The sequence below is a fragment of the Pseudomonas sp. W17 genome (assembly GCF_040268305.1).
GTDB lineage: Bacteria > Pseudomonadota > Gammaproteobacteria > Pseudomonadales > Pseudomonadaceae > Aquipseudomonas > Aquipseudomonas protegens.
In genome coordinates this window covers 1,200,615-1,221,052 of sequence record NZ_CP158490.1, presented here as the reverse complement: position 1 = coordinate 1,221,052, position 20,438 = coordinate 1,200,615, and the positions used below count along the sequence as shown (strand labels likewise).

General features: G+C 62.3%; 25 protein-coding genes. 11 read left to right on the top strand and 14 right to left on the bottom strand.

The window, feature by feature from the left end:
* Positions 1-83: 83 nt before the first annotated feature.
* The 6 genes from ABCR88_RS05510 to ABCR88_RS05485 all read right to left on the bottom strand — a co-directional run bounded on the left by ABCR88_RS05510 (position 84) and on the right by ABCR88_RS05485 (position 4,166).
* The gene (locus tag ABCR88_RS05510; protein ID WP_350023633.1) at positions 84-1,019 is read right to left on the bottom strand and encodes a glutathione S-transferase family protein; all 936 of its coding nucleotides are present in this window, start codon (positions 1,017-1,019) and stop codon (positions 84-86) included.
* An 87-nt stretch (positions 1,020-1,106) separates the two neighbouring features.
* A complete protein-coding gene (locus ABCR88_RS05505; RefSeq protein ID WP_011059408.1) occupies positions 1,107-1,427 on the bottom strand; it encodes a GIY-YIG nuclease family protein in 321 nt (106 codons plus the stop codon).
* 54 nt (positions 1,428-1,481) lie between these two features.
* Positions 1,482-1,952 (bottom strand): nuclear transport factor 2 family protein, encoded by a 471-nt coding sequence (locus tag ABCR88_RS05500; protein ID WP_011059407.1) that lies wholly within the window; start codon positions 1,950-1,952, stop codon positions 1,482-1,484.
* A 99-nt stretch (positions 1,953-2,051) separates the two neighbouring features.
* Positions 2,052-3,344, bottom strand: coding sequence for a CynX/NimT family MFS transporter (locus ABCR88_RS05495; RefSeq protein ID WP_041116099.1), 1,293 nt, complete (start codon positions 3,342-3,344; stop codon positions 2,052-2,054).
* Positions 3,345-3,357: 13 nt separating this feature from the next.
* On the bottom strand, positions 3,358-4,017 hold the full coding sequence (locus ABCR88_RS05490) for a FadR/GntR family transcriptional regulator (protein ID WP_041116097.1): 660 nt from the start codon (positions 4,015-4,017) through the stop codon (positions 3,358-3,360).
* 5 nt (positions 4,018-4,022) lie between these two features.
* Positions 4,023-4,166, bottom strand: coding sequence for a hypothetical protein (locus tag ABCR88_RS05485; protein ID WP_350404221.1), 144 nt, complete (start codon positions 4,164-4,166; stop codon positions 4,023-4,025).
* Positions 4,167-4,182: 16 nt separating this feature from the next.
* On the opposite strand from ABCR88_RS05485, the gene ABCR88_RS05480 reads away from it, so the two are divergent.
* The gene (locus tag ABCR88_RS05480; protein ID WP_041120555.1) at positions 4,183-4,494 is read left to right on the top strand and encodes a type II toxin-antitoxin system MqsR family toxin; all 312 of its coding nucleotides are present in this window, start codon (positions 4,183-4,185) and stop codon (positions 4,492-4,494) included.
* A complete protein-coding gene (locus ABCR88_RS05475) occupies positions 4,491-4,973 on the top strand; it encodes a type II toxin-antitoxin system MqsA family antitoxin (RefSeq protein ID WP_041116095.1) in 483 nt (160 codons plus the stop codon). The genes ABCR88_RS05480 and ABCR88_RS05475 overlap by 4 nt, the downstream gene beginning before the upstream one ends.
* Before the next feature lie 65 nt (positions 4,974-5,038).
* On the opposite strand, the gene ABCR88_RS05470 is transcribed toward ABCR88_RS05475, so the two are convergent.
* The 4 genes from ABCR88_RS05470 to ABCR88_RS05455 form a co-directional block, all read right to left on the bottom strand.
* Complete coding sequence (locus ABCR88_RS05470; RefSeq protein ID WP_011059402.1) at positions 5,039-5,803, bottom strand: amino acid ABC transporter ATP-binding protein; 765 nt, start codon at positions 5,801-5,803, stop codon at positions 5,039-5,041.
* Between the two features lie 10 nt (positions 5,804-5,813).
* On the bottom strand, positions 5,814-6,911 hold the full coding sequence (locus ABCR88_RS05465; RefSeq protein WP_350404220.1) for an amino acid ABC transporter permease: 1,098 nt from the start codon (positions 6,909-6,911) through the stop codon (positions 5,814-5,816).
* A gap of 10 nt (positions 6,912-6,921) precedes the next feature.
* A complete protein-coding gene (locus tag ABCR88_RS05460; RefSeq protein ID WP_041116091.1) occupies positions 6,922-8,103 on the bottom strand; it encodes an amino acid ABC transporter permease in 1,182 nt (393 codons plus the stop codon).
* Positions 8,104-8,168: 65 nt separating this feature from the next.
* The gene (locus tag ABCR88_RS05455) at positions 8,169-9,197 is read right to left on the bottom strand and encodes an amino acid ABC transporter substrate-binding protein (RefSeq protein WP_011059399.1); all 1,029 of its coding nucleotides are present in this window, start codon (positions 9,195-9,197) and stop codon (positions 8,169-8,171) included.
* Between the two features lie 476 nt (positions 9,198-9,673).
* Here ABCR88_RS05455 and ABCR88_RS05450 point away from each other — a divergent pair, with 476 nt between their 5' ends.
* From ABCR88_RS05450 to ABCR88_RS05430, 5 genes are all read left to right on the top strand, one after another.
* Positions 9,674-10,330 carry an alpha/beta hydrolase gene (locus tag ABCR88_RS05450; protein ID WP_011059398.1) on the top strand — a complete coding sequence of 219 codons (657 nt, stop codon included), beginning with the start codon at positions 9,674-9,676 and terminating at the stop codon, positions 10,328-10,330.
* Positions 10,331-10,427: 97 nt separating this feature from the next.
* Entirely contained in the window at positions 10,428-11,924 is a 1,497-nt protein-coding gene (rhlB, locus tag ABCR88_RS05445; protein ID WP_015634252.1) for an ATP-dependent RNA helicase RhlB, read from the top strand.
* A 140-nt stretch (positions 11,925-12,064) separates the two neighbouring features.
* On the top strand, positions 12,065-13,018 hold the full coding sequence (locus ABCR88_RS05440; protein ID WP_350404219.1) for an ornithine cyclodeaminase family protein: 954 nt from the start codon (positions 12,065-12,067) through the stop codon (positions 13,016-13,018).
* A gap of 33 nt (positions 13,019-13,051) precedes the next feature.
* The gene (locus ABCR88_RS05435) at positions 13,052-14,191 is read left to right on the top strand and encodes an FAD-binding oxidoreductase (protein ID WP_041116085.1); all 1,140 of its coding nucleotides are present in this window, start codon (positions 13,052-13,054) and stop codon (positions 14,189-14,191) included.
* A gap of 73 nt (positions 14,192-14,264) precedes the next feature.
* Positions 14,265-14,894 carry a transcriptional regulator gene (locus ABCR88_RS05430; RefSeq protein WP_011059395.1) on the top strand — a complete coding sequence of 210 codons (630 nt, stop codon included), beginning with the start codon at positions 14,265-14,267 and terminating at the stop codon, positions 14,892-14,894.
* 94 nt (positions 14,895-14,988) lie between these two features.
* Here the strand turns inward: ABCR88_RS05430 and ABCR88_RS05425 are convergent, their stop codons facing one another.
* From ABCR88_RS05425 to moaC, 4 genes are all read right to left on the bottom strand, one after another.
* Positions 14,989-15,765 (bottom strand): ABC transporter substrate-binding protein, encoded by a 777-nt coding sequence (locus ABCR88_RS05425; RefSeq protein ID WP_019094752.1) that lies wholly within the window; start codon positions 15,763-15,765, stop codon positions 14,989-14,991.
* A 218-nt stretch (positions 15,766-15,983) separates the two neighbouring features.
* Positions 15,984-16,436 (bottom strand): molybdopterin synthase catalytic subunit MoaE, encoded by a 453-nt coding sequence (moaE, locus tag ABCR88_RS05420; RefSeq protein WP_015634248.1) that lies wholly within the window; start codon positions 16,434-16,436, stop codon positions 15,984-15,986.
* A gap of 1 nt (position 16,437) precedes the next feature.
* The gene (locus ABCR88_RS05415) at positions 16,438-16,680 is read right to left on the bottom strand and encodes a MoaD/ThiS family protein (RefSeq protein ID WP_011059392.1); all 243 of its coding nucleotides are present in this window, start codon (positions 16,678-16,680) and stop codon (positions 16,438-16,440) included.
* Entirely contained in the window at positions 16,677-17,150 is a 474-nt protein-coding gene (gene moaC, locus ABCR88_RS05410) for a cyclic pyranopterin monophosphate synthase MoaC (RefSeq protein WP_041116082.1), read from the bottom strand. Before moaC ends, ABCR88_RS05415 begins: the two co-directional genes overlap by 4 nt.
* A gap of 229 nt (positions 17,151-17,379) precedes the next feature.
* Here moaC and ABCR88_RS05405 point away from each other — a divergent pair, with 229 nt between their 5' ends.
* The 4 genes from ABCR88_RS05405 (at position 17,380) to ribA (ending at position 20,383) form a co-directional block, all read left to right on the top strand.
* Positions 17,380-17,826 carry a DMT family transporter gene (locus ABCR88_RS05405; protein ID WP_011059390.1) on the top strand — a complete coding sequence of 149 codons (447 nt, stop codon included), beginning with the start codon at positions 17,380-17,382 and terminating at the stop codon, positions 17,824-17,826.
* 101 nt (positions 17,827-17,927) lie between these two features.
* On the top strand, positions 17,928-18,668 hold the full coding sequence (locus ABCR88_RS05400) for a class I SAM-dependent methyltransferase (RefSeq protein ID WP_011059389.1): 741 nt from the start codon (positions 17,928-17,930) through the stop codon (positions 18,666-18,668).
* Positions 18,669-18,709: 41 nt separating this feature from the next.
* Positions 18,710-19,717 carry an SUMF1/EgtB/PvdO family nonheme iron enzyme gene (locus tag ABCR88_RS05395; RefSeq protein WP_350404217.1) on the top strand — a complete coding sequence of 336 codons (1,008 nt, stop codon included), beginning with the start codon at positions 18,710-18,712 and terminating at the stop codon, positions 19,715-19,717.
* Positions 19,718-19,783: 66 nt separating this feature from the next.
* Positions 19,784-20,383, top strand: a complete 600-nt coding sequence (ribA, locus tag ABCR88_RS05390) for a GTP cyclohydrolase II (RefSeq protein ID WP_011059387.1) — start codon at positions 19,784-19,786, stop codon at positions 20,381-20,383.
* Positions 20,384-20,438 lie beyond the last annotated feature (55 nt).

Genomic DNA, 20,438 nt, shown 5'->3' with positions numbered 1-20,438 from the left:
CGGCGCGGCCAGCAGATCGTGCACCGATCTTGAGGGCGCCTTCGCTGGCAAGCCAGCTCCTACACCAGCCTGCTTCTCCTCGATCACTGCGCCTGGATACGGAAACCCAACCGCGGGAAGTGCACATGCACCACACCGGCACGGGAGTCTTCGCGACGCAGGATCAACTCTTCAGTGCCGGCGAACAGCAACTCTCCCGCTACAGGATCAACACCATAATCGGTGGCGGCAATCACCACCTGCTGCCCCGCCGCGAAGCCGTTGGGATCGACAAACGGCTCATCAGGCAGGGCTGCCGGGGTAGCGCTGCGCGACACCTCAAGCGCCTCTTCGGCGCTCATTTCGGTGAAAGAGCCGTGACCAAAGCCCAGCACCCGCGCCAACCAGGCGGCCACCGCCGGATACGCGTCCACCAGCGGCGCCGTCACCGGCGTGCCCTTGAGAAACCACAGCGGGTGAGCCAGGGCGATATCGGCAATCGAGGGTTCGCCAAACAGGAAGTCCCCCGGCTCGCGCTGCAGTTGCTGCTCCAGACGCGTCATGATGGTTGGCCATTGATGCTTGGCCACTTCCAGGGGCAGACGGCTGGCGCTGCCGCCACTGAACAACGCGGCGCGGTCGGCCATGAACGCCTTGACTGCTTCCGGCGGCAACTTGCCAAAGCGTGCAGCTGCCGATTCGGGCTGGAACACCAGAGTCACTGCATGCTGGAACACCACCGAGTCGACCCAGGCGGCGAAGGTCGCGCTGATCATTTCCTGGCCTTCAGGGAACAGCGCCGGCGAGGCCTTTTCCTGCTCCAGACGCCGGGCGATCAAAGCCGTGTCGCAATAGATATCAGCACCGACCTGCAGTACCGGCGTCTTGCGATAGCCACCGGTCAGGGCAGTCAGATCAGGCTTGGGCATCACCGGGGAAATCTTCACGGAGCGCCAGGACAGGCCCTTGAAGCCCAGGAGCAGGCGGGCTTTTTCCGCAAATGGAGAAGTCGGGTAATGGTGCAGGATCAACTCTGACATGCTGGGGTCCGCCGGAAGAGGGAGAGCGCTGAGCTTAGCGCGCAATCCGTGGACGGCCTACAGATCCGGCTGATGAGAACCTATCAGTCAGATTGATGCCGCGGCGGTGGCCGAAGCCACCAGGCATTCCTTGGCACTCTTCCTGAGCTTCTTGATCAGCCGCTCCTGGCGCAAGGCTTCGCCCTTGTCCCGGCAAGCCTCGGTATAGACCAGCGCCACCGCCGGGCTGGAGAGAAAGAAACGCGCGCCCTTACCGCTCTGGTGCTTGGCGAAGCGCTTCACCGGGTCGTCGCTGATACCGCAGTACAGGGCACCGTTGGCCGCCCGCACCAGATACACGAACCAGGGCTTGGCGTCAGTGGCAGGCTGCGCCGTTTCGGCACTGGAGGATGAAAGAGGGCTGGTCACAAAAGGTATCGAGGCCTGTGAATAACAAGCCGCGATCTTAGCAGAGGATGGCTTTCAGCGACCGCTCTGGAAGGCCTTGAGCCCCTTGCGCGCCTGGGCGCGAACAGCATTCTTGAGCAGCGGCGTCCAGCCCAGCAGCAGGCCCTTGGTGCCCAGGGCCTGGCGCGCCCAACGCCACATGTCGAACTGATCATGATGCTCGCAGATCTTGCCGTCGCGAAACACGAACCGGGCCTGGATATCGTTGATCACCGTATTGCCGGTCTGGCTGAACAGGTAGGTGGCAACCCAGTGCGCGCCGCCGGAGTTCGAGTCGGCACGCACCTGATCGAAAGTCAGGGAAAAGTCCTTGGCACGGGAGGTGAGCATGCGCCACATATCGCCGGCATCACGCCCGCGCAACTCGCCGAACGCCGGGTCACTGAACAGCACATCCTCGGTGTAGCAGGCGCTCATGGCCTCGGCATCCAGGCGCTGGAAAGCCTGATAGAACTCGGTGATCAGGGCGCGATGGGCATCACTCATGAACGGACTCCGAAAGGGCAAGGGGGATGCAGCACAATAATCCGCAACCCCGGCGAACACTATCGGCATTTACCGGGTAAATAGCGCAAGCAAGGCCCGTCAGATTCTCTCGCTCTGCACCTGCACATGCAGCGAACGACCGGCGCCCAGCCCGGCAATGATCGCACCGCAGCCCAGCACCGCGAAAATCCAGCCCACGGCGTTCCAGCCGCCGGTCCAGTCATGCACCAGCCCCACGGCAAACGGCCCCATGGACGCCAGGGTGTAGCCAATGCCCTGGGCCATGCTCGACAGATTGGCGGCCACATGAGGATCCCGCGAACGCAAGACGATCAGGGTCAGGGCCAGGCTGAAGGTGCCACCCTGCCCCAGGCCCAGCAGGATCGCCCAGCCCCACAGGCCCTCGATGGGCGCGTACAGGCAACCGAACAGCCCGCCCAGGGTCATCAGCATGACAATCACGATGGCCAGGCGCTGGTCCTTGCCCCGGGTCGCCAGCCAGGGCGCCGCCAGAGAACTGGCCAATTGCACGATCACCGAACCGGACAGCACCAGCCCGGCCTGGGTCGGGGTCAGCCCACGGCCGATCAGGATCGACGGCAACCAGCCAAACACGATGTACGCCAGGGAGGATTGCAGGCCCATGTACAGGGTTACCTGCCAGGCCAGGCGGTCCCGCAGCAGACCGCGCACGCGAAAGGCCACATGGTGAGCACCGTGCTTGTGCCCCACCTGAGGCAACCAGAACAGGGCCGCCACCAGCGCCGGTACCACCCAGAAGCCCAACCCCATGGCCCAACTGCCCCCGAAATGCTGGCTCAGAGGCACCGTGGCCCCCGCCGCCATCGCCGCGCCCAGGCACAGGGCCATGGTGTAGACCCCGGTCATGGTGCCCGCGTGCCGGGCGAAGTCGCGCTTGACGATACCCGGCAGCAGCACCCCGATCACGCCGATGCTGGCGCCGGCCAGGATGCTCCCGGCAAACACTCCGACCTCACCGAAGGAACTGCGCAGCACAATGCCCAGGGCCAGGGTCATGAGGATGCCCAGCACCACCCGCTCGGCTCCGAAGCGCCGGGCCAGCAGCGGCGCCAAAGGCGCGAACAGCCCCAGGCACAGCACCGGCAAGGTAGTCAGCAGCCCGGCCTTGGCGGCCGATAGCCCCAGGTGCTGCGACACATCACTGAGCAGTGGCGCCATGCTCGATAGCGCCGGACGCAGGTTCAGCGCCACCAGGATCAGCCCCAGCAGCAACAGCCAGGGGCGCTGCAGAGGCGGTGGAGCCTGCTGCACCTCTTCATCATCAGCCTCGGCGTCGATCAGCAGCTCTTCGAGCTCGGCGGAACGCCGAGGCGAGGACGGGGTTTTCGCAGGTACCGTTTGATTGGACATGGAGGTCTCGGACTCAGGATTCGTTGATCAGCTGGCGGGAAATGTTCTTGGCTCGTTCGGGGTCGCGTTGCTCGATGGCATCCAGCAGGTGTTGGTGCCGATCGAAGACTTCCTGACGCCTGGGGGTCACGGTCAGGGTCTGGCGCAACTGGGCGCCGACCACGCTGGAGAAATAGCGATACAGCTGGCTGAGGGTCGGGTTGTGGGCGGCGTCCACCAGGCGCTGGTGAAACACCAGGTCGCAGGCGATGTAGCTTTCCAGGTCGCCATGAAAGTGCCGGCCGCTGACGGCCAGCGCATCGCTCAGGGCGTGCAGGTCCTTGTCGGTGCGGCGCAGGGCGGCCAGGCCGACGGCCTCCACTTCCAGAATGTGGCGGGTTTCCCGGGCCTGCTCCAGGGAGCACTGGGACAGGGCCTGGATCATGTCCAAGGGATCGGCCACCGCCCGCAGGTAACTGCCGTCACCCTGGCGGATCTCGATCAGCCCGGAAAACGCCAGTACCCGCAGGGCCTCGCGCACAGTGTTGCGGCTGATGCCCAGCTCACTGGCCAGTTCCGGTTCGGTGGGCAGGCGCTGGCCCACGACCCAGGCGCCATTGGTGATGCGCAGGCGCAGTTGCTCCAGGGCCTGGTCGACCAGGGAACGTTTGATCAGGGGGGATATTTCGCTCATTGAACTCACTCTTTCATCCAATCATCGGACGAATTGCCTGGCATGGTATTCAGACCTTTCCCAGAGTTCAACGTTTTAGGCTGGAGCAGGCACTTTCGCCATTTCAGCCAGGCCTTGACAAAAAACCCTATAAGGGTAATTTCAATCAAGCCTCAAGGGTGTCTCATGGAAAAGAAAACACCTCATTACGACCTGTCGCTGATCAAGGCACAGGTCGTTCGGCAAGGGGCACAAGCCTTCACTCGAAGCGCGTTGCTCTGCGGCAAGGAACTCGGATTGTCCTTGGCGGCCATGCAACGAGTGATAGCCGGACTCCAGGGCAGCATGTTCTACAAATCGATGACCACCTATGGCGATCACCGGCTGTGGCAGGACGTGTATTACACCCGCATCGATAACCGGACGCTCTACATCAAGGTCACCTACCGCCCCGGTGCAGGGCCTCCGGTGATCTCCTTCAAGGAGGCAGAGACATGAAACGACAACAATGCTACAGCTGCGGCGCTCCCACCGGCATGCTGGCCTTCGAGCAGCGCAGCGAGCTCATCGACTACCGGCACCTGCAGCGTCAGCTCCATGGCCTGGCGGGCTGGGAATGCCAGGAGTGCGGTGAAATCGAATTCGATGCCCAGAGTGCAGAGCGCTATGCCGCCGCGGGCGACCACTTGCTGGAGGAGTACCGGCAGAGCGTCGCCGCCGACCTGAAGCGCATCCGCCGCAAGCTGCACCTCTCGCAGAAAGAAGCGGTCAAACTGCTGTCCGGCGGCGGGCACAACGCCTTTTCCCGTTACGAGCGCGGCGAAGTCGGCGTGCCCCAACCGCTGTACGTGCTGATGCGCCTGCTGGATCGCCACCCACGGTTGATGAAGGACGTACTGGAGCTTGGCGAACCACGGCTGGCGCCCTCAGCCTTGGGCGACCACCCCGAACCACAGCTCGGCGCAGCCGGCAGCTGAATGCCGGGCAAAAATAAACCCGGAGCCAGTCCGGGCTTATCGTCAGCGCCAGCCGTGCATCAGGATCAATGCAGGATCTGGCTCAGGAACAGCTTGGTGCGGTCGTTCTGCGGGTTGTCGAAGAAGTCGTTGGGCGCCGCCTGCTCGACGATTTCGCCCTTGTCCATGAAGATCACCCGGTTGGCCACGGTGCGGGCAAAGCCCATTTCATGGGTCACGCAGAGCATGGTCATGCCGTCTTCCGCCAGGCCGATCATGGTGTCCAGCACCTCCTTGACCATTTCCGGGTCCAGGGCCGAGGTGGGTTCGTCGAACAGCATGATCTTGGGCTTCATGCACAGCGCCCGGGCAATCGCCACCCGTTGCTGCTGGCCACCGGACAGCTGGCCCGGGTACTTGTTGGCCTGCTCCGGAATGCGCACCCGCTCCAGATAGTGCATGGCGATTTCCTCGGCCTTGCGCTTGGGCATCTTGCGCACCCACATCGGCGCCAGGGTGCAGTTTTGCAGGATGGTCAGGTGCGGGAACAGGTTGAAGTGCTGGAACACCATGCCCACTTCCCGGCGAATGGCCTCGATCTGCTTGAGGTCGTTGGTCAGCTCGACACCATCCACCACGATGCGTCCCTGCTGGTGCTCTTCCAGGCGGTTGAGGCAGCGGATGGTGGTGGACTTGCCCGAGCCCGAAGGCCCGCACAGCACGATGCGCTCACCCTGCCTGACGTTGAGGTTGATGTCCTTCAACACGTGGAACTGGCCGTACCACTTGTTCACACCCTGCATCTGAATAATGCCTTCAGGGCCCACAGGCTTTTTGCTCGCTTGACTCATGGAGATACTCCTAACGCTTGTGGCCTGTGTCCAACTTACGCTCCAGATGCATGGAGTAGCGGGACATACCGAAACAGAAAATCCAGAACACCAGGGCCGCGAAGACATAGCCTTCGGTGGCCATGCCCAGCCATTTGGGATCGGCGGCGGCTTGCTTGACGCTGTTGAGCAGGTCGAACAGGCCGATGATGATCACCAGGCTGGTGTCCTTGAACAGGGCGATGAAGGTGTTGACGATGCCGGGAATCACCAGCTTCAGGGCCTGGGGCAGAATCACCAGGCCCATGGCCCGCCAATAACCCAGGCCCATGGCCGCAGCGGCTTCGTACTGGCCCTTGGGAATGGCTTGCAAGCCACCGCGCACCACCTCGGCCACATAGGCCGACTGGAACAGGATCACCCCGATCAGCGCACGCAACAGCTTGTCGAAATTCATGCCTTCGGGCAGGAACAGCGGCAGCATCACCGAGGACATGAACAGCACGGTGATCAGCGGCACGCCGCGCCAGAACTCGATGAAGGTCACGCAGACCACGCGGATCGCCGGCAGGTTGGAGCGCCTTCCCAATGCCAGCAGGATTCCCAGCGGCAGTGCCCCGGCGATGCCCACGGTGGCAATCACCAGGGTCAGCATCAGGCCACCCCACTGGCTGGTGGCCACCGTGCTCAGGCCCAGGTAACCGCCGTGCAACAGGCTGTAGGCAATGATCGGGTAACCCACCAGGAAGCACAGCCCGTATATCGCCTTGCGCGGGAAGCGCGAGATGAACAACGGTGCGGCACCGATCACCGCCAGCCACACGCTCAGGTCCACTCGCCAGCGCAGTTCCACCGGGTAGTAGCCGTACATGAACTGGCCGAAGCGCTGCTGGATGAACACCCAGCAGGCGCCACCCCTGGTGCAGTCGGCGCGAGAGGTACCGACCCAGTTGGCGTCGAGAATCGCCCAATGCATCAGCGGCGGCACCACCAGGTAGATCAGGTAGAAGGCAAACAGGGTCAACAGGGTATTGAGCCAGTTGGAGAACATGTTGGCGCGCATCCACGCCAGCACGCCGATACTGCGGCTGGGCGGCGGCATATCGGGCTTGAAGGTATGAGTCGTCATGGGCGCTTCCTCACCGCTCGATCAGCGCAATGCGCTTGTTGTACCAGTTCATCAGCAGGGAAATGCTGATGCTGATCGCCAGGTACACGCTCATGGTGATGGCAATGACTTCAATGGCCTGGCCGGTCTGGTTGAGCACCGTGCCGGCGAACAGCGAAACCATTTCCGGGTAGCCGATACCCGCGGCCAGAGAAGAGTTCTTCGCCAGGTTCAGGTATTGGCTGGTCAGCGGCGGAATGATCACCCGCAGGGCCTGGGGAATGATCACCTTGCGCAGGGTCGGGCCGTTGCGCAGCCCCAGGGAGCGGGCCGCCTCGGTCTGGCCGTGGCTCACCGACTTGATCCCGGACCGCACGATCTCGGCGATGAACGCCGCGGTGTAGACAGTCAGGGCCAGGGTCAGGGCCAGCAGCTCGGGAATCAGTACCCAGCCGCCGACGAAATTGAACCCCGCCAGCTTCGGCATCTCCCAGTGCACCGGCGAGCCGAAGATCAGCGTGCACAACGCGGGAATCACCAACAGCAGGCCCAGGCCGCTCCAGAACTTGTGAAAAGGCACGCCGGTGGCCTCAAAGCGCCGGTTGGCCCAGCGGCACATCAGCGCGATGGCGCCGATGGCCAGGACCAGGCTTGCGACAAACGCCCAGAAACCGGGGGCCATCTGCGCCGCCGGCATGTTCAGGCCGCGGCTACTGACGAAGAACATATCGCCGAAGTTGTGGCTGTTGCGCGGCCCCGGCATGGTCAGGAATACCGCGAAGTACCAGAACAGGATCTGCAGCAGCGGAGGAATGTTGCGGAACACTTCCACATACACCGTCGCCAGCTTGCTGATGATCCAGTTCGGCGACAGCCGCGCCACACCGATGATGAACCCCAGCAGGGTCGCAAGGATCACCCCGATAAAGGTCACCAGCAGGGTGTTGAGCAGGCCGATGACGAACACCCGGGCATAACTGTCCGCTTCGGTGTAGGCAATCAGGTGTTGCGCGATGCCGAACCCGGCGCTGCGCTCAAGAAAGTCGAAACCCGAGGTAATACCCCGGTGCTGGAGGTTGGTTTGCGTGTTGTCGAACAGAAACCAGCCCAGCGAAACCACCGCCACTATGGTGATGATCTGGAATAACCAGGCGCGCACACGCGGGTCGCTGAGGCTAAGCCTCTGCTTGGGTGCGCCGATTGTATTTTGCATGAAGTGCCCCAGGAATAATGGAACAGAACATCACCCGGCGGTTGGCCCGCCGGGTGATAGAACCATCAGCGCACAGGTGGTGCGTATTGGATGCCGCCGTTGTTCCACAGCGCGTTCAGGCCGCGGTCGATGGCCAGTGGCGTGCTCTTGCCGAGGTTTTTCTCGAACACTTCACCGTAGTTACCTACTTGCTTGACGATCTGTACTACCCAGTCCTTCGGCAGTTTCAGGTCTTTGCCGTATTCACCGTCCGCGCCCAGCAGACGTGCTACATCAGGGTTCTTGGTGGACTTGGCTTCAGCTTCGACGTTTTTCGAAGTGACGCCCGCCTCTTCGGCGTTAAGCATGGCGAACAGGGTCCACTTGACGATGCTGAACCACTCTTCGTCGCCTTTACGCACCACCGGGCCCAAAGGCTCCTTGGAGATGGTTTCCGGCAGTACGACATAATCGGTCGGAGTCGCCAGCTTGCTGCGCTGTGCGTAAAGCTGGGACTTGTCGGAGGTCAGTACGTCGCAACGACCGGACTCCAGGGACTTGGCACTCTCATCGGAGGTGTCGAAGGTGATCGGGGTGTATTTCAGACCATTGCCGCGGAAGTAGTCCGACACGTTCAGCTCAGTGGTAGTACCGGCTTGAATACAGATGGTCGCACCGTCCAGCTCTTTGGCGCTTTTTACGCCCAGCTTTTTGTTCACCAGGAAACCGATGCCGTCGTAATAGGTGACGCCGGCGAACACCAGGCCCATGCCCGCATCGCGGGAACTGGTCCAGGTGGTGTTGCGCGACAGCACGTCGATCTCGCCGGACTGCAGCGCAGTGAAGCGCTCCTTGGCGTTCAACTGGCTGAACTTGACCTTGGTCGCATCGCCGAACACCGCAGCCGCCACCGCGCGGCAAACGTCGGCATCGATGCCGAGGATCTTGCCGGTGGCATCCGGTACCGAGAAGCCCGGCAAACCGTCACTGACGCCGCATTGCACGAATCCTTTCTTCTGTACTGCATCGAGGGTCGCACCCGCCTGTGCGAAACCGCTCATACCCAGCACCGTTGCTGCCGTGACGGCAGCCAGGGTGGATTTCAACATCTTCATTCAAACCTCCAATTTTGCTCTTGTTGTGTCGGAGCTTGAGTCCTGCCGCACCCTCATGAGGCGCTGTTGACCCGTGTCGGCTTTTTTATGGGGTCAAGCGGCGTAAGACCTTAGCTATGAGTCTAGTAGGAGAAATCCACGTAATAGGGGGCCTACATCTCACCAATCGGCCGAACGGGCTGTAGCCCTTCGCAGTTCGCAAAGCCCGTAGCGGCCAGTGGCGAACCTTCATCAGAGGAGGCTGGCTATCCCATCGCCTGCGGTAGCCTGTTAGTGTTACCGCCGGCGGACAGGGCTTTCACCTGGACTCCTCTTTCTGAGCCATAGCAAAGCCCGTACCACAGTCCCGGCTAAAGCGTTTCAGCCAGTGGTCAACAGTAAAACGTTCAACCGTGCGACATCTTCTTCACCGATCAACCGGGCGCGCCCTTCACTCACGCACTCAATCAGCGCGCACGCACACAAATGGAGCAGCCATGACCGAGCCCTTGATTCTTCAGCCCAGCAAGCCCGCAGATGCCTGTGTGATCTGGCTTCACGGCCTGGGAGCGGACCGTTACGACTTCCTGCCGGTAGCCGAGATGCTGCAGGAAACCCTGCTGAGCACGCGCTTCGTATTGCCCCAGGCGCCGACCCGGGCAGTGACCATCAATGGCGGATATGCCATGCCCAGCTGGTACGACATTCTGGCCATGAACCCGGCCCGCGCCATCAGCCGTGAACAGCTCGAGGAATCGTCTGACGAGGTCATCAGACTGATCGAAGAACAACGCACCAGCGGAATAGACGCATCGCGAATTTTCCTCGCCGGTTTCTCCCAGGGTGGCGCCGTTGTACTGCACACCGCCTTCCTCAAATGGCAGGGTCCATTGGGTGGCGTACTTGCCCTGTCCACCTATGCCCCGACCTTCAGCGATGAACTGCAACTATCGGCCAGCCAACAGCGGATTCCGGTGCTTTGCCTGCACGGCCAGTACGACGAAGTGGTGCAGAACGCCATGGGCCGTACCGCTTATGAGTACCTGAAGCAGCATGGTGTCACCGTGACATGGCAGGAATACCCAATGGAACACGAGGTGTTACCAGAGGAAATCCGCGACATCGGCACCTGGCTGAGCGAGCGCTTGCGCTAGAAAATCCGCGCGCCGTGCCCCCGGCGAGCAACAGACTACGCCGCGCCCGCTTCTTGCATTACACTGGCCGGCGTACATTCCTTAACCAATTGATGAGATGACCGTGCTCAAAGCACTCAAGAAAATCTTCGGTAAAAGCGAGGCTGAGCCGCTCGCGCCAAGCCCCAGTGCCCCCTCCCCCAGTTCCAGCAGCCGTCATGACGGCCGTCAGCCGGAACGGAGCGCACCCGCTACCGCAGCTAAAAAAGAACCGGTGAACACACCGGCCACCCCTTCCGCTCCCAAAGCCCCACGCCAAGAGAAGCCCAAGGCCGAGCAACCCAAAGCTGAGCAGCCGCGTCGCCCGCGCGCGCCGAAACCGCCGGTCAGCACCTGGAAACTCGAAGACTTCGTGGTCGAACCCCAGGAAGGCAAGACCCGCTTCCACGACTTCAAGCTCGCTCCGGAACTGATGCACGCCATCCAGGACCTGGGCTTTCCCTATTGCACGCCAATCCAGGCCCAGGTGCTGGGCTATACCCTGGCGGGCAAGGACGCCATCGGCCGGGCCCAGACCGGTACCGGCAAGACCGCCGCATTCCTGGTGTCGATCATCACCCAGCTGCTGCAGACCCCGCCGCCCAAGGAGCGCTACATGGGCGAACCACGGGCGCTGATCATCGCTCCGACCCGGGAGCTGGTGGTACAGATCGCCAAGGACGCCGCGGCGCTGACCAAGTACACCGGCCTCAACGTCATGACCTTCGTTGGCGGCATGGATTTCGACAAGCAGCTCAAGCACCTGGAAGCGCGCCACTGCGACATCCTGGTCGCCACCCCGGGCCGCCTGCTGGACTTCAATCAGCGCGGCGACGTGCACCTGGACATGGTCGAAGTGATGGTGCTGGACGAAGCCGACCGCATGCTCGACATGGGCTTCATCCCGCAGGTACGGCAGATCATTCGCCAGACGCCCCCCAAGAGCGAGCGCCAGACCCTGCTGTTCTCCGCCACCTTCACCGAAGACGTGATGAACCTGGCCAAGCAATGGACCACCGACCCGGCCATCGTCGAGATCGAAGCCGAGAACGTCGCCAACGCCAACGTCGAACAGCACATCTATGCCGTGGCCGGCGCCGACAAGTACAAGCTGCTGTACAACCTGGTCACCGACAACGGCTGGGAACGGGTGATGGTCTTCGCCAACCGCAAGGATGAAGTGCGACGCATCGAGGAACGCCTGGTACGCGATGGGGTGAACGCCGCCCAGCTGTCCGGCGACGTGCCGCAGCACAAGCGGATCAAGACCCTGGAAGGCTTCCGCGAAGGCAAGATCCGGGTCCTGGTGGCCACCGACGTGGCCGGCCGCGGCATCCACATCGACGGCATCAGCCACGTGATCAACTTCACCCTGCCGGAAGTGCCGGACGACTACGTGCACCGCATCGGCCGGACCGGTCGCGCCGGTGCCGACGGCGTATCCATCAGCTTCGCCGGCGAAGACGACTCCTACCAGCTGCCATCGATCGAAGCCCTGCTGGGCCGCAAGATCAGCTGCGAGATGCCGCCCGCCGAACTGCTGCGCCCGGTGGAGCGCAAGCGCCCGCAAGCCTGACGGCCGGCGCTCCCGCAGCGCCCCGGCAACCTGAAGAAACGCAGCCCGACCACAGGCTGCGTTTTTTTTCGCCTGGATATTGCCCGCCAAAACCAAAAGTCCATAATAGACAAATTAGTTTAAATCCTGAGAGCCCTTGCATGTCCAGCACGCCTTACGTGATTGCCCGCCCCGAGGCCCGTCAATTGCTCGAACGCATCGACGTGCCGCAGATCCTGCGCAAACTGTTCCGCGACCTGGCTGCCGGGCTCGCCGTGCAACCGGCGCAGCAACTGGTGGAGTTTCCCCAGGGGGCCGGCGACTTCATCAATTACCTGGGGGTGCTGGCCGAAGACCGGGTGTACGGGGTCAAGACCTCGCCCTACATCGTCCGTACCCAAGGCGCGCTGGTCACCGCCTGGACGTTGCTGATGTCCACGGACAGCGGCCAGCCGTTGCTGCTGTGCGACGCCGCCGAACTGACCACCGCCCGTACCGCGGCCACCACAGCGGTCGCGGTCGACGCCCTGGCGCCCCCCACAACCCGGCACCTGGCAATCATCGGTAGCGGCGCGGTGGCCCAGGCGCACTTGCGCTATGTGCAGGACCTGCGCCCCTGGCAGAGCATCCGCCTCTACTCCCCGAGCCTGGCGAACAAGCCCGCCGCAGAGCTTGCCCGCCTGCAAGCCCTCGACCCGCGCTTGCAACTGGTGGCCCGGCTTGAGGACGCCACCGAGGGCGCCGACGTGATCATGCTCTGCACCTCGTCCGCCGGACCCGTGCTGGATCCGAGCAGCCTCGGCAAGCCGGCGCTGATCACCTCCATCAGCACCAATGCGCCACGGGCCCACGAAGTGCCACCCGCGGCCCTGGCACAGATGCAGGTCTACTGCGACTACCGGCGCACCACACCGGGCTGCGCCGGTGAAATGCTGATCGCCGGCGAACAGCACGGCTGGGACAGTGCGGCGATTCTCGGCGACCTGCCGGAGTTGCTCAGCGAACAGGCCCCGCTCCCGGATGCCGAACGCCCGGTGTTCTTCCGTTCCATCGGCCTGGGCCTGGAAGACATCGCCCTGGCCAATGCCCTGTACCACCTGCGGCGCCCGCAGTAACCACTGCTGCTCGCCCCTATTGCGGAGCTTCGAATGATCCAGGCAGATTTCATCATCATTGGCGGCGGTATCGCCGGAGCGTCCACCGGCTACTGGCTGTCGCTCCATGGCCGGGTGGTTGTGCTGGAGCGTGAATCCCATCCCGCCTATCACTCCACCGGCCGCTCCGCGGCGCTCTATACCGCCGCCTACGGCACCGCCCAGGTGCGCGCCCTGACCCTGGCCAGCCGGGCCTTCTTCGACCACCCGCCGCAGGGTTTCTGCGAGCACCCGCTGCTGACCCCGCGGGGTGAAATGACCGTGGACTTCAACGGTGATCCGGCCGAGCTGAACAACCAGTACCTGAGCGCCAGGGCCACGGTGCCGGAGATGCAACTGCTGAGCGCCGACGAAGCCTGCGCGCGCCTGCCGATCCTGCGCCGGGAAAAGGTCCATGGCGCGCTCTACGACCCCAGCGCCAGCGATATCGACACCGACGCCCTGCACCAGGGCTACCTGCGGGGCATCCGCCGCAACCAGGGCCAGGTCTGCACCGACCATGAGGTGCTGGGGATCGAGCGCGACAGCCAAGGGCAGTGGCAGGTGCGAACGGCCGCTCAGGCGTTCAGTGCGCCGGTGTTGATCAATGCCGCCGGGGCCTGGGCCGACCACATCGGCACAATGGCCGGAGCCCGCGCCCTGGGCCTGCAGCCCAAGCGCCGCGCGGCTTTCATCTTCGCCGCCGCCGAAGGCCTGGACTTTCACCACTGGCCAATGCTGGTGAGCCTGGATGAATCCTTCTACATGAAGCCCGACGCCGGCATGTTCCTCGGCTCACCGGCCAATGCCGATCCGGTTGAACCCCACGATGTGCAACCCGAAGAACTGGACATCGCCCTGGGTATCCACCAGATCGAAGAAGCCACCACCCTGAGCATCCGTCGTCCAACCCGGACCTGGGCCGGGCTGCGCAGCTTTGTCAGCGACGGCGATCTGCTGGCCGGTTTCGACCTGCAGGTTCCGGGGCTGTTCTGGGTTGCAGGCCAGGGCGGCTACGGTATCCAGACCTCCCCGGCCATGGGCCAGGCCAGCGCCGCCCTGGTGCGAGGTGCCCCCTTGCCGGAACACCTGACCCGCTTCGGCCTCACGCCTGCCATGCTCTCCCCGGCCCGCCTCGACCGAACCACCGGTTGAGGCGCCCCCAACGATTGCGGCACACTCCCAGCGCCCGCTGCCGGCGGGCGCTGAAGCTGCCTGGAGTACGACCATGACCTCACCTGCAAAGGACCCTGCCCTGGACAATTTCCGGGCGATTGCCGATGCCATTGCCACCCTGTTCTTCCCCCATGCCGAGGTGGTGCTCCACGACCTGCGTACACAGAAGATCGACTACATCGCCAACAACCTGTCCAAACGCGAAGTGGGCGACGACGCAGCCCTGGAAGACCTGCTCAGCGGCGACCGCGACGAACGCAACATCGGCCCCTATGAAAAGCTCAACTGGGACGGACAGAAGATCCGCAGCCTCAGCAGCGTGCTGCGCGACAGCCAGGGCCAGCCCCAGGCGGTGCTGTGCATCAACCTGAACATCTCGCTGTTCGAAAACGCCAAGGCGGCGCTGGACCTGTTTCTGTCGCCGAGCAAACTGATTCCCCAGCCCGACTCGCTGTTTCGCGATGACTGGCAGGAGCGGATCAACACCTTCCTGCACAACTGGCTGCGCGAGCGCCAGCTGGGGCTGAACCTGCTGACCCGCGATCACAAGCGCGAACTGGTGCTGGCGCTGCACGCCGAGGGCGCCTTCAAGGGCAAGAGCGCCTCCAACTACGTGGCCAACGTGCTGAACATGGGCCGGGCGACGGTGTACAAGCACCTGAAGGAATTGAAGGGACAATAAAGGTTCACGAGCAAGCTCGCTCCTACGCGCAATTGCACAACACCTGTAGGAGCGAGCTCGCTCGCGAAGGCGTCCTCAAGAACGCCATAATGTCTCAATCCCCATAGATATCCGACTTGAAGTACTTGGCCTGGATCTTCTGATATTCACCATTGGCCCGAATATCATCGATGGCCTTGTTCAACTCGCCCACCAGTTCACTGTTGCCCTTGCGCACGGCAATCCCGGCGCCCTCGCCGACGTACTTCGGATCTTTGAGCTCAGGCCCGACAAAGGCGTAGTCGGCCCCCCGGGGCATCGACAGAAAGTCGGCCAGCGGAATGCTGTCGGCAAAGATCGCGTCCAGGCGCCCGGCCGCCAGGTCCATGTAGATCTCTTCGTTGTTGCTGTAGCGCACCACCTTGATGCCCTTGGGCTCGAACACCTCCGTGGCATAGCGGTCGGTGGTGGTGGAGCGCTGCACGCCCACGGTCTTGCCCTTGAGGCTGGCGTACTGGTCGTCCACCTCGGCGCCCTTCTTCATCACCAGGCGCGACGACGTGAAGTAGTACTTGTGGGTGAAATCCACGGATTTACGGCGCTCGGCGGTAATGGTCATGGAGGACAGCGCAGCGTCGATCTTCTTCACCTTCAGCGAAGGAATCAGGCCGTCGAACTCGCCCTCGATCCACTCGCACTTGACCTGCATCTGCGCGCACAGGGCATTGCCGATGTCGTAGTCGAAACCACCGATCTTGCCCTCGGCGGTCTTGAAGGCAAATGGCGGGTACGCCGCCTCGATGCCCAAGCGCAGGGTCTTTTCGGCCGCGAACAGGCTGCTGCACGCCAACAGGCTCAAGGCCAGGCCACTGATCAGGGGGAGTTTTTTCATGTTCGTTCTCTCGCGGGTTGTTGTTGGTTTGGCAAGACAGAAAGAAGAGGTGAAACGGGGAACACTGTATTTGTACTTGTAATTCCATACTGGACTTTTACGTACATATCGTCAACGGCGCGCGCAGCGACTTATACCCAGCGGTCGGCGGGAACAGTCGCATTCGATTGCAGGTTGGATTGCGGCGGGCTCAGGCGCCGCCGGCAAGTATCATGGGATCAGTCTTTCCAGCGCGCGGCCGCCGCGTGATCACTGTCGCGGCCTTCCACCCAGCGCGGGCCGTCGGCGGTGTTTTCCTTTTTCCAGAACGGCGCCCGGGTCTTGAGGTAGTCCATGACAAAGGCACAGGCATCGAACGCAGCCTGGCGATGGGCACTGGCCGCACCGACAAACACAATGGGCTCGCCCGGCTCCAGGGCGCCGATGCGGTGCAGCACTTCCAGTTGCAACAGCGGCCAGCGCTGCTCGGCTTCGGCGGCGATCTTGCCCAGGGCCTTTTCGGTCATGCCCGGGTAATGCTCAAGAAACATGCCGTGGACATCCTGCCCATCATTGAAATCGCGCACGTAGCCGACAAAGCTGACCACCGCACCCACCCCGGTATCCGCGGCGTGCATGGCGTTGACTTCAGCCCCGGGATCGAACGCTGCTGACTGCACTCGAATCGCCATCTCAACCTCCGGTCACCGTGGGAAAAAACGCTACTTCGTCGCCGTCTTCCAGGGGTTCGTCCAGCTGGCACAGCTCTTCATTGCGGGCGCACATCAGGTTCTGCTCGGCCAATACCTCGGCCCCGTCCCGGGACAGCAACGCCTGGCGCACATCCTCGACCTGCTGGAACACGCCTTCGATCTCCAGCCCGTCAATGCCCAGGGCCTCGCGGTAACGAGCGAAAAACTTCACCGAGATCTTCATGCCTGATCCGCCTGGTAATGGCCGCTCTTGCCGCCGAGCTTCTCCAGCACCCGAACGCTGTCGATGGTCATGCCCCGGTCCACCGCCTTGCACATGTCATAGATGGTCAGCGCGGCGACGCTGGCGGCGGTCAGCGCCTCCATTTCCACCCCGGTCTGCCCCGATAGCTTGCAACGCGCAACGATGTGCACGCAGTCCTCGCCTTCGGCACAGAGCTCGACCTTGACACTGGTAAGCATCAACGGATGGCACAGGGGAATCAGGTCACTGGTTTTCTTTGCCGCCTGGATCCCGGCGATGCGCGCCACGGCGAATACATCGCCCTTGGGGTGACCGCCGCTGACGATCATCTGCAGGGTTTGCGGGAGCATGCGTACCCGCGCTTCGGCCACCGCCTCGCGAAAGGTCACGGCCTTGTCGGTGACGTCGACCATATTGGCGCGCCCCTGGGAATCGAGATGAGTCAGCACGGCGTTACTCCTGATCTGGTGGCGGCGATTGTAAACCCGCGGGTCAGTTTTCCGCACCCTGCAGCCCCGCCCCCGGGGGGAAACATTCCTGCTCGAGATGGTCAGCCGGCCTGTCTGGCCCAGGGTCCCAGAGGACGATCAGCGTGGCGAATACCCAGCATAAGAACAAAGAATTGGCGCCATTATATTAATAAAAGTACAACTTCCCGGAAAAAGGAAACGAAAAAACATGGCATTTCTAATATCAATCCTCCTAAGCCTCCTGGCCGGTTTCGCAGTACCACTACAAGCAGGAACCAATTCAAGACTTGGACACCTATTAGGCCATCCATTATGGGCCACCGGGGTATCACTACTTGTCAGCCTACTGGCACTTATTGCTGTAATAATCTTTATTAAAGTTCCTCGCCCCAACTTCGCAGCCGCTCAGGAAGGCCCCTGGTGGATCTGGATGGGCGGGATTGCCGGTGTGTTCTACATCACCGTCGCCCTGCTGATGGCGCCACGCCTAGGGGCCCTCAACTTCATCATGACAGTGATTGTCGGACAACTGATCATTTCCTTGCTCATCGACTATTTCGGTTTGGTCGGTCTTCCACGCCAAACAATAAGCATGCAAAAACTCATTGGCGTACTAGTAGTCATTGGTGGATTCATCATTACTACTCGCGGCTAGCCATAAGAACAACGCAACAACCGATAACAACCAGAAACAACCTGCCCAACTATTTCCTCATCGGAAAGTTAATAACACTCAGCCGACCAGATAGGTGAACAATGACCAGTCAAGCTGCAACTTATGACTCCATCGGTGAACGCTTTGAAGACTTTACCGACACCGCCTCGCAACGCTCGGTAGAAACGGAAACCTTCTTCCATATGGTGGGAGCCATCCAAGGCAAATCCGTCCTGGACCTGGCCTGCGGCTTCGGCTACTTCGGCCGTGAGCTTTACCACCAGGGCGCCAGCAAAGTGGTCGGGGTGGATATTTCCTCATCGATGATCGAACTGGCACGCAAGGAATCGGCGCGCAACCAGGAGGCCATCGAGTATCACGTCGCCAACGTCTGCGACATGGGCGTACTGGGGCACTTCGACCGCGTCACTGCGGCCTGGCTGTTCAATTACGCGCAATCACCACAAGAGCTGGAAAAGATGTTCAAGGTCGTGGCCAGGAACATGGTCCCCGGCGGCAAACTCATCGCCTACACCGTGGACCCGGGCTTCGAGTTGCAACGCGGCAACTTCACCAAGTACGGCGTCCACGTACTCAGCGAAGAACCCCATGCCGGTGGCTTCCGCCATCACGCCGAGTTCGTTACCCAACCGCCCAGCGCCTTCACCTTCCACCGCTGGAGCCGCGACACCTACGAGCACGCCATCCTCAAGGCCGGCTTCTCCAAGCTGCAGTGGCAGAAGCCAATCATCTCCGTCGCCAATCGTGCCAAGCATCCCGTCGGCTACTGGGACGATTTCGAGCGCAACTGCCTGCAAACCGGGCTGATCTGCACCCTGTGACCGCCCCTCTCCCCTCAACCAGATGCAGGACAAGAAGTACTATGAATTCCAAGGGTTTTGCTCACTGGCCAGTGTTCGACGGCCCCCTGACAGCCGAAATGACCGACAGGCAATTGATGGGCCTCGCGGAACACTTTCAGCCAGGCATCGAGCTTTCGCTGCCCCTGGCAGTCTGGCGGCAGTTGTCCGACAAATCGGCGGAGCAGTTGGCCCTGGGGGTGGAAAACCCTGACGCTCCCCTGTCATGGCGTCTGGCCTCGGCACGGCTGCTGGCACAGACCATGGACCCACGCCTGGATGTACTCAACCCGCCGATGATCACCATCGAAGGCGGCCAGGTCGAGATCGGCCTGGAGGCGTCGGCCATCGACCAGGTGCTGCAGCGCATGCAGGGCCTGGGGCTGGACCGCAGCTGGATCGAGAAGGAGGCCCCGCGCCACCGGGTCGAGCTCAAGCCCTACGCCATTGGCAAGTACCCGGTAACCAACCTGGAATACCGGGCATTCCTGGAGGATTCGCAGTACCCCGCCATCCCCGGCAACTGGCTTTTCGGCCAGTTCCCCAGCGAACGCGCCAACCATCCGGTCTATGGCCTGAGCGCCGGCGATGCCGACGTCTACTGCCAGTGGCTGGCGGCCCGTACCGGTCGCTCGTTCCGCCTGCCCAGCGAAGCGGAATGGGAGTTTGCCGCCGCCGGCCATGAAAACCTCGAATACCCCTGGGGCGACCAGTTTCTGCCCCTGCACGCCAACACCGCGGAAATGGGCCTGTTCGCCACCACCCCGGTAGGTGCCCTGCCCGAGGGCGCATCGCCCTTCGGCTGCATGGACATGGCCGGAAACGTCGAAGAATACGTGGCCGATGACTACGCCCCCTACCCCGGCGGCAATGCCGTCATCGACGACCTGGTGACCGTGGTCGGCACCCACCGGATTGCCCGCGGCGGCAGCTTCACACGCTTTCGCGACTTGACCCGCAACTGCCGTCGACACGGCAAATACCCCAGGGAGATCTACGTGATGGGCTTCAGGCTCGCCGAGAGCCTCTGACCCGGCATTTCTACTTTTGCAACCAAACAATTACACGTTCAACGTCAAAGAACGGAAGGGATTTCCATGAACACACTCAGCATCAGAAACCAGGTCGACATCCCCCTGAACGACTCGCCCACCCCCGGCACTTTCTACAGTTTCAGCGGCCTGGAAGCGGCCCATGAACACATCCTGATCAAGCTGGGCCCCGCCAGCGAACACAGCCCCCTGGTGCGCATTCATTCCGAATGCCTGACCGGCGATGTCTTCAACTCCCAGCGCTGCGATTGCGGCCCGCAACTGAGCGAGTCCATCTCGCGCATGCAGGAAGAAGGCGGCTACCTCATCTACCTGCGCCAGGAAGGCCGGGGCATCGGCCTGTACGCCAAGCTGGATGCCTACCGCCTGCAAGACGGCGGCATGGACACCTTCGAAGCCAACAGCCACTTGAACTTCCCCGAGGACGGCCGGGACTTCTCCATGGCCGCCAGGATGCTCAAGGCCCTGGGCGTGCAGCACTGCCGCCTGATCACCAACAACCCGGACAAGGTCCAGGCCCTGAAGGACAACGGCATCATCGTGGACAGCACCATCCCCACCGGGGTCTTCCTCACCCGGCACAACAGCCACTACCTGCAAGCCAAGAAAGACAAGAAGCACCACCTCATCGATCTCATCAAATAGAAGAGCCTGCCTCCCCCGGAGCCCGCGGGCCGGGGGACGGCTGCCCGTCATCCGC